At 70.2% G+C, this 8,653-nt stretch carries 5 protein-coding genes and 1 pseudogene; 4 read left to right on the forward strand and 2 right to left on the reverse strand.

From position 1 onward, the window contains the following. A pseudogene (locus FUT87_RS15510) lies at nt 1–751 on the reverse strand (acetyl-CoA C-acyltransferase); the annotation flags it as partial. A gap of 234 nt (nt 752–985) precedes the next feature. After that, the gene (locus FUT87_RS15515; RefSeq protein ID WP_147241588.1) at nt 986–2,842 is read right to left on the reverse strand and encodes a sigma-54-dependent Fis family transcriptional regulator; all 1,857 of its coding nucleotides are present in this window, start codon (nt 2,840–2,842) and stop codon (nt 986–988) included. A 280-nt stretch (nt 2,843–3,122) separates the two neighbouring features. Between FUT87_RS15515 and FUT87_RS15520 the strand changes: the two genes are divergently transcribed. From FUT87_RS15520 to FUT87_RS15535, 4 genes are all read left to right on the forward strand, one after another. Next, nucleotides 3,123–4,586, forward strand: a complete 1,464-nt coding sequence (locus FUT87_RS15520) for a benzaldehyde dehydrogenase (protein ID WP_147241589.1) — start codon at nt 3,123–3,125, stop codon at nt 4,584–4,586. Between the two features lie 66 nt (nt 4,587–4,652). Continuing rightward, complete coding sequence (locus FUT87_RS15525) at nt 4,653–5,429, forward strand: coniferyl-alcohol dehydrogenase (RefSeq protein WP_147241590.1); 777 nt, start codon at nt 4,653–4,655, stop codon at nt 5,427–5,429. Nucleotides 5,430–5,476: 47 nt separating this feature from the next. Continuing rightward, nucleotides 5,477–7,210, forward strand: a complete 1,734-nt coding sequence (locus FUT87_RS15530) for a DUF1302 domain-containing protein (RefSeq protein ID WP_147241591.1) — start codon at nt 5,477–5,479, stop codon at nt 7,208–7,210. Between the two features lie 20 nt (nt 7,211–7,230). Next, a complete protein-coding gene (locus tag FUT87_RS15535) occupies nt 7,231–8,613 on the forward strand; it encodes a DUF1329 domain-containing protein (protein ID WP_147241592.1) in 1,383 nt (460 codons plus the stop codon). The last annotated feature ends 40 nt before the right edge of the window (nt 8,614–8,653 follow it).

Consider the following 8,653-nt stretch of genomic DNA (forward strand, 5'->3'; position numbering starts at 1 on the left):
GCGCGGCGAGTGCCTCGAGCGGGGACGGGCGCGGATGGGTGTCGCGATCGGCGACGGCGACCTTGCGCGGCAGCTTGATGCCGCGCGGCTCATAGCCGTCGAGCTCGAAGCGCTCGCTCGTCACCGGCACGATCTCGCCGGCATGGAAGCCCTCGGCCTGCGCCCGCAGCGCGCGCTCGAACGAGGACGCGGCATAGGCATCGACCTCGGCGCGCGAGATGCCATATTTCCGCGCAAGGTTCTCGGCCGTCTGGATCATCGAGACCTTGGCGGCCGGGTCGTCGAGCGCTTCCCACAGGAAGTCCTTGAACTCGACCGGCGCGCCGAGCCGGAAGCCGCCGCGGTGCGTGTAGGCGCAGATCGGATTGCGCGACATCGACTCCGCGCCCACCACCAGCGCCAGGCTGGCGTAGCCCAGCGTGATCTGGTCGGCGGCCTGGCGAATGATCTCGAAGCCGCTGCCACAGATGCGCTGCACCAGGATGGCCGGCACCGCGATGGGTACGCCGGCGTACAGGCCGACGTGGCGCGGCAGCATGTAGGCGTCGAAGGAGGCTTGCGCCATCGAGGCGGTGACGACCGAGTCGATGGCGGCGCCGGGCACCTGGGCGCGCGTCAGCGCGGCGCGGGCCGCCTTGATGCCCAGGTCGATGGGCGAGACCTCGGCCAGCGCGCCGCAGTAGTCCACCAGCGGCGTGCGCGCGCCGTCGAGGAGCCAGTGATCGTCGAATCGGGCGGAGAAGTCGGGCATGGGGGCGTCTGGCGAGGCCAGCTGCTTGGCTGCTGATGATTAACAGTATTAACTAAAAGAAGAGTGAGACATTCAGGGTTTGCACGGACATCGGAACCGCAATCAGCGGCTTCACTGGCACCTGATCGGCAGTGCGGCGCAGGCTTGCGCGGCCGCGGCGATGTCGCCGGCGGCTATCAAGCGATGGATTGATTACTGAAATGAATTGATTGCCACAGCCAAAATGGCCGCAGTTCAGCCGGCCGGCGCTGGCGGCTGCGCCGCGCGCTGCAGGCGATAGGCCAGCTGCGCCCGCGTGAGACCCAGGCGGCGGGCGGCGGCGGCGAGGTTGCCGTGCTCGGCCTCGGTGGCCTCGCGCAGCAGCTGGCGCTCGATGGCGTCCAGCGCGACGTGGCCGGCGCTGCCGAGGTGCAGCGCCTCACCGAGCAGGTCCAGCAAGCGCGGCGCCGGCGCGCCGCCCTTGCGCAGCGTGCCGTGCGCGCCGATGGCCAGCAGCGCCTCGTCGCTGAGCTGCTCGCGCCGGAACATATGGGCCACGTCGATGGCCTGGCCGTCCTCGGCCGAGATGACGCCGCGCTCGACCAGGTTCTGCAGCTCGCGGATGTTGCCGGGGAAGGCGTAGTGCAGCATGGCCCGCACGGCGCGGGGCGTGAAGCCGGTCGGATGGCGGCCGTGCCGCTGAGCTTCGCGCCGCAGGAAATGCGCCATCAGCAGCGGGACGTCGTCGCGCCGCTCGCGCAGCGGAGGCAAATGGATGGGGTAGACGTTGAGGCGGTAGTAGAGGTCCTCGCGGAAGCGCCCGGCGCTGACCTCGGCCTGCAGGTCGACGTTGGTCGCGGCGACCACGCGGACATCGACCTCCAGCACCCGCGTGCCGCCCACGCGCTCGATCTCGCCCTCCTGCAGCGCGCGCAGCAGCTTGCCCTGGCTGACCAGGCTCAGCGTGCCGATCTCGTCCAGGAACAGCGTGCCGCCGTGCGCCCGCTCGAAGCGCCCAGGGCGCGACTGGCTGGCCCCGGTGAACGCGCCGCGCTCGACGCCGAAGAGCTCGCTCTCGATCAGCGTCTCCGGAATGGCCGCGCAGTTCACCGCCATGAAGGGCCCGGCCGCGCGCGGACTGACGCGGTGCAGCCGGCGCGCGAAGGCCTCCTTGCCCACGCCCGATTCGCCGGTGAAGAGCACGGTGGCGCGGGTGGGCGCCACGCGCGCGAGCTGGTGGCAGGCGGAGTTGAAGGCGGAGGAGGCGCCGACGATGTCGTGGCGTTCGGCTTGGTGGCCTGCATGGCCTTCTGCGTGGCGTTCGGCGGGGTCTCCATCACGCTCGGCGGGCCGCTCGCCACGGGTGTCGGGCGACGCGGCACGCGGCGTCGGGGCGGGCTCCGCGGCGGCGTTGATGCGGCGGAAGTCCTTGGCCTCCAGGTAGCGCAGGTCCTCGCTGATGTCGCCCCAGGCCGCGGCATGGCGGCCGATCACGCGGCAGACGCTCGCGCCCATGGCGCGGCACTCCACCTCGCGGAAGATCACGAGTTGCCCGAACAGGCTGGTCACGTAGCCGGTGGCGTAGCCCACCTGCGACCAGCAGGCCGCCTCGGTGCCGATGCCGTAGGCGCTGATGTGCTCGTCGTCCTCGCTGGAGTGCTCCCAGAGGAACTCGCCCTCGTAGGTGCCGCGGTCGATGTCGAAGTCGAAGGCCAGCGGCGTCACCTTCACCACGCCCTCGAGCGCATGCAGCCGCGTGCCGGCCATGAAGACGTTAGCCGCGTCGGCCTGCGGCCAGCGCTCGCGCACCAACTGCGCGTCGCGCGCGCCGGAGACGTAGCCGGCTCGCGTGAGCAGGCCCCGCGCGCGCTCCAGGCCCAGCGTGTCGATCAGCTCGCGCCGCAGGTGCCCGACGGCGGAGCTGTGCAGCAGCAGCATGCGCTGGTCGTTGAGCCAGATGCGGCCGTCGCCGGGCGAGAAGAACAGTGACTCGGTCAGGTCGTCCATCGTCGGCTGCTGTGCCTCGACGAAGTGCCGGCTGTCGCCGCGGCGCAGCATCGCGCCGGTCTGGCGGGCCACTTCGGCCAGGGAGATGCGAGGCGGCTTGGTCATGGCTTGATCAATTGAGCAGGTCGACCGCGGGTCGGGTCCTCAAATTGTTTTCATTTCATAAATATCGATGACCCGGGATAACCCGTGAAAGTGGCATTCACATTGAGGGCAGGGAAAGTCCCAGGGCGGGCGATGGTTTCACTCTGAAAACGATCCAGGCCGGCGCATCGATGCACCGCGGCGGCGCGCCGCCCTGGCACGGCGCGGCACGGGCGTTGCACTGGAAGAGGGCGAGCGAACACCGGGTTCGTGCCTTTCAACCTCTTCAGCGTGGCCTGACATGACCTCTCGACCCTTCCTCGACCCCGCCCTGTGGCAAGAGCACGTGTACAGCGGCGGCTGGCGCGCCGCCGCCGAGTCCGCCGACCTGATCGAGCCCGCCACCGGCGCGGTGCTGACGCGCACCGGCGTTGCCGTGGCGGCCGACGTGGCGCCGGCCGCGCGCATCGCCGCGCAGGCGCAGGCGGGCTGGGCGGCCACACCGCCGCGCGAGCGCGCCGCGGTGTTCCTGCGCGCGGCGCAGCTGTTCCAGGATCACTTCGACGAGCTGGCGCTCTTCGTCACCCGCGAGAGCGGCGCCATCCTGCCCAAGGGCCAGCACGAGCTGCGCGAGGCCATCGCGTTCTGCCAGATCGCGGCCTCCATGCCGCTGCAGTCGCAGGGGCAGGTGCTGCCCAGCACGCCGGGCCGGCTGTCCCTCGCGCGGCGCGTGCCGCTGGGCGTGGTGGGCGTGATCTCGCCCTTCAACTTCCCGCTGGTGCTGACGCTGCGCGTGGTGGCCCCGGCACTGGCCGCGGGCAACGCCGTCGTCATCAAGCCCGATCCGCGCACGCCGGTCAGCGGCGGCTTCCTGATCGCCCGCGTCTTCGAGGCCGCCGGCCTGCCCGCCGGCCTGTTGCACGTGCTGCCGGGCGGCGCGGCCGTGGGCGAGGCGCTGGTGGAGGATCCGGCCATCGCGATGATCTCCTTCACCGGCTCGGTCGGCGTGGGGCGCCGCATCGGCGAACTGGCGGGCCGCCACCTGAAGAAGGTCTCGCTGGAGCTGGGCGGGAGCAATGCGCTGGTCGTGCTCGACGACGCCGACCTCGACCTGGCCGCGAGCAATATCGCCTGGGGCGCCTGGCTGCACCAGGGCCAGATCTGCATGGCCAGCAATCGCGTGCTGGTGCACGAGGCCATCGCCCCCGCCATCACCGAGCGCCTGGTCGCCAAGGCCCGGCAGCTGCCGGTGGGCGACGGTGCCACCGGGCAGGTCGCGCTGGGGCCGCTGATCGACGAGCGCCAGCGCGACCGCGTGCATGCCGCGGTGCAGGCCAGCGTGCGGGCCGGCGCCCAGCTGCTGGCCGGTGGCAGCTTCGATCGGCTCTTCTACAAGCCCACCGTGCTGGCCGGCGTGCGGCCCGGCATGCCGACCTACGACCACGAGACCTTCGGCCCCGTCGTCAACCTGGTGACCTTCAAGACGGACGAGGAGGCCGTGGCGCTGGCCAACGACAGCCAGGGCGGGCTGGCGGCCGGCGTGATCTCGCGCTCGGTGGGCCGCGCGTTGGCGCTGGGGCGGCAACTGCGCGCCGGCATGGTCCACATCAACGACCAGACGGTCAACGACGACGCGGTCAATCCCTTCGGCGGCCCCGGCATCGCGGGCAACGGCAACTCGCACGGCGGCCCCGGCGACTGGGAACAGTTCAGCACCTGGCAGTGGCTGACCGTCAAGGACGCGCCGCCGCAGTTCCCGTTCTGACGCGCGCCGCGCTAGACGGCGCGGGCCCGCGGCAGCAGACAGACGACAACACACAAGGAGACAAGCATGAACTTTCACGGCAAGACCATCGTCATCACCGGCGCGAGCTCCGGCATCGGCGCCGAGACCGCGCGCTTCCTGCGCCTGAAGGGCGCGCGCGTCATCGGCGTGGATCGCAACGAGCCCGCGCTGACGCTGGACGGCTTCATCAAGGCCGACCTGTCGGAGCAGGCCGCCATCGACGCCGCCTTCAAGCAGCTGCCCGAGCGCTTCGACGCGCTGTGCAACATCGCCGGCGTGCCCGGCACCGCGCCGGTGGACTTGGTGGCGCGGGTCAACTACCTCGGGCTGCGCCACCTGTGCACGCGCGCCATCGAGCGCCTGCCCCATGGGAATCACGGCGGTGCCATCGTCAACATCGCCTCCATCCTCGGCGCCGAATGGCCCGCGCGGCTGGACCTCCACAAGGCGCTGGCGGAGACGCCCAGCTTCGAGGCCGGCCTGGCCTTCCTCGCGAAGAAGCCGGTGGCGCAGGAGACCTGCTACCAGTACTTCAAGGAGGCGCTGATCGTCTGGACTCTCACGCAGTCGCAGAAGTGGTTCCTCGGGCAGGGCGTGCGCATGAACTGCGTCGCGCCCGGCCCGGTGATGACGCCCATCCTGGGCGACTTCGTGCAGATGCTCGGCGAGGAGCGCGTGCAGAAGGACGCCCACCGCATCAAGCGCCCGGCGCTGGCGGACGAGATCGCGCCCGTGATCGCCTTCCTGTGCGCCGACGAGTCGCGCTGGATCAGCGGCGTCAACCTGCCGGTCGACGGCGGGCTGGCCTCGACCTACCTCTGATTCATTCAAGCGGGCCGCCGAGCCCGCACCACCCTCGAGGAGACAACATGACCCGACCCACCCGCCTCGCGCTGGCGGTGGCGGCAGCTTTTGCCCTGCCGGCCGCCCACGCCTTCGACATCGACCTGCCCAGCAGCGACTACAAGCTGCGCCTGGACCTGACGCCCAAGTACAGCACCGCCGTGCGGCTCAAGAATCCGTCCGCCGCGCTGACGCGGCTGGACGTGGCCGTCGATCCCGGCACCGTCAACGAGGACGACGGCGACCACAACTTCAAGCGCGGCCAGATCTCCAACCGCTTCGACCTGCTGGCCGAGCTCGACCTCACCAGCCAGAACTTCGGCGCGCGGCTCAGCGGCAACGCGTGGCGCGACGCGGTCTACCTGCGCAAGAACCGCTACGCCGGCACCGAGCTCTACGCCGGCGGCAACGACCTGGGCACCGCCGTGTCGACGTCCAATGGCTTCCCCGGCCAGGCCGCCAACGAGTTCCTCCCCGACACGCGCCGCCAGCATGGTCGCAGCGGCGAGTTCCTCGATGCCTTCGTCTACTTCAAGGGCGAGATCGCCGGCATGAAGGGCACCGTGCGCGTCGGACGCCACACGCTGCAATGGGGCGAGAGCCTGTTCTTCGGCCAGAACGGCATCGCCAACGCGCAAGGGCCGGTGGACGTGGCCAAGATCATGTCGGTGCCCGGCTGGCAGTTCAAGGAAGTGCTGCTGCCGGTGGAGCAGGTGTCGGGCTCGCTGCAGATCGCCGAGGGCCTCTCGCTGGGCGCCTACTACCAGCTCAAGTGGCGGCCGAGCAAGATCCCCGGCGTCGGCAGCTACTTCTCCAACCAGGACTACGTCGGCACCGGCACCGTCAACTTCGGCCAGGCGCCCGATGGCAGCCCCATCCTGCTGACCTACGACAGGAGCCGCGACCTGCGGCCGCGCGACTCGGGGCAGGGCGGCGTGCAGCTGCGCATCAGCCCGACCGGCAGCGACTACGAGTTCGGCCTCTACGCCGCGCAGTACCACGACAAGACGCCGGCCGTGCCGGTGTTCGACTTCGTCAACGGCAATGTGCATCTCGCTTATGGCGACGACATCCGCACCCTCGGCGCGAGCGTCACCTCGTCGATCGGCCAGTTGAACTGGGCCGTCGAGGGCTCGCTGCGCTGGAACGCGCCGCTGAACAGCGATCCCGCCGTGCTGGGCCTGGGCCCGGTGCTGAGCTGCGGTGGCAGCGACGCGCCGTGCTTCGCGGTGGGCCGCACCGCCCATCTGCAGGCCTCGGGCATCTACGTGCTGCAGCCGGGCGCGCTGTGGCAGGGCGGGGCGCTGCTGGCCGAGCTGGCCTACAACCGCCGGCTCAGCGTGACCAAGGACATCTTCGCCGCCAGCAACGGCGCGAGCCAGGGCATCGGCGGGCTGGACCCGAACACCACCAAGGGCGCCTTCGCCTTGCGCGTGCTCTTCGAGCCGCAGTACTTCCAGGTGCTGCCGGGGCTGGACCTTTCGGTGCCCCTCGGCCTGGGCTGGAACTTCGGCGGCCGGTCCTCGGCCATCGCCAACTTCGCCGGCGGCGCTTCCAGCGCGGGGGACTACAGCATCGGCTTGAAGGGCAAGTACCAGAACGCCTGGAACGTCGCGCTGACCTACAGCGATTTCTTCGGCACCGCCAGGACCTTCACCGAGACCCTCGTCGCCGGCAGCGGCTCGCCGCGCCAGCTCACCTTCGGCCAGACGCTGCGCGACCGCGCCTACGTCAGCCTCGCCGTCTCGCGCACCTTCTGACGCCACACGAAAGACCTCCCATGAATCGCATCCCTCTCCCGGCGCGCGTCTTCGCCGCCACCGCTGCTTCCGCTGCCGCGGTCGCCATGCTGTTGTCCGCTCCCGCGCTCGCCGCCGTCACGGCCGAGGAGGCCGCCCGGCTCAAGACCACGCTGACCCCGCTGGGCGCCGAGCGCGGCGCCAACAAGGACGGCAGCATCCCTGCCTGGGACGGCGGCATGACCAAGGCGCCCGCGGGCTTCAAGGCCGGCGACGCCCGGCCCGATCCCTTCCCGGGCGAGAAGCCGCTTTATGCGATCAGCGCGAAGAACATGGCCCAGTACGAGGCCAAACTCAGCGACGGCGTGAAGGCGCTGATGAAGAAGTACCCCGACTTCCGCATCGAGGTCTACCCGACCCACCGCACCGCCGCCGCGCCGCAATGGGTCTACGACAACACCTTCAAGAACGCCACGCGCGCCAAGCTGGTCGACAACGGCCACGGCACCGAGGGCGCCTATGGCGGCACGCCGTTCCCCATTCCCAAGGATGGCTACGAGGTGTTCCAGAACCATCGCCTGGCCTGGACCGGCACCTACATCCAGGCGCCGGTGCGCGTGTGGGTCGTGACGGCCGACGGCAAGCGCGCGATGGCCTCCGGCGGCACGCAGAGTTTCCGCAAGCAGTTCTACGACCCCGAGGGCAGCCACGAGAAATTCGACGGCTACTACCAGCTCGGCAAGTTCGCGGTCAGCGAGCCGGGCTCCAAGACCGGCGAGGCCATCCTCGCGCACGACAACCTGAACGCCAGCAACCCGCGCGGTCTGTGGCAGTACCTGGTGGGGCAGCGCCGCGTGCGCAAGGCACCGTCGGTGGCCTACGACACGCCGGACTCGGTGACCTCGGGCATCGGTTTGTTCGATGAAGCCTTCAACCTCTTCGGCCCGATCGACAAGCACACGCTCAAGCTGGTGGGCAAGCGCGAGCTCTACATCCCCTACAACAACAACCGCGCGGCCTCCGCCAAGGTGGCGGACCTGGTGACGCCGGGCACGCTCAACCCGAGCCTGGTGCGCTGGGAACTGCACCGTGTGTGGGAGGTCGAGGCGACGCTCGCCGAGGGCAAGCGCCACGTGGTGCCCAAGCGCAAGTACTACATCGACGAGGACAGCTGGCAGATCATCCTGTTCGACGGCTGGGACGCCAAGGGCGACCTCTGGCGCACCAACTACACGCTGACGCTGTTGGCGCCGGACATCCCGGCGCTCGTGGGCAACATGTACTGGGGCGGCTACGACCTGCAGACCGGCGCCTACTACCTGAACATGGCCAGCAACGAGCTGCCCAGCCAGTACAAGGTCGTCGCGCCGCTGCCGCGCAGCTTCTTCAGCCCCGAGGAACTGGCCAACGAAGGAGCGCGGTGATGCGTGGGCCGGCAGTCCTGATGCTGGCCTGCGCCGTCGC

The organism is Mitsuaria sp. TWR114, from assembly GCF_007997345.1.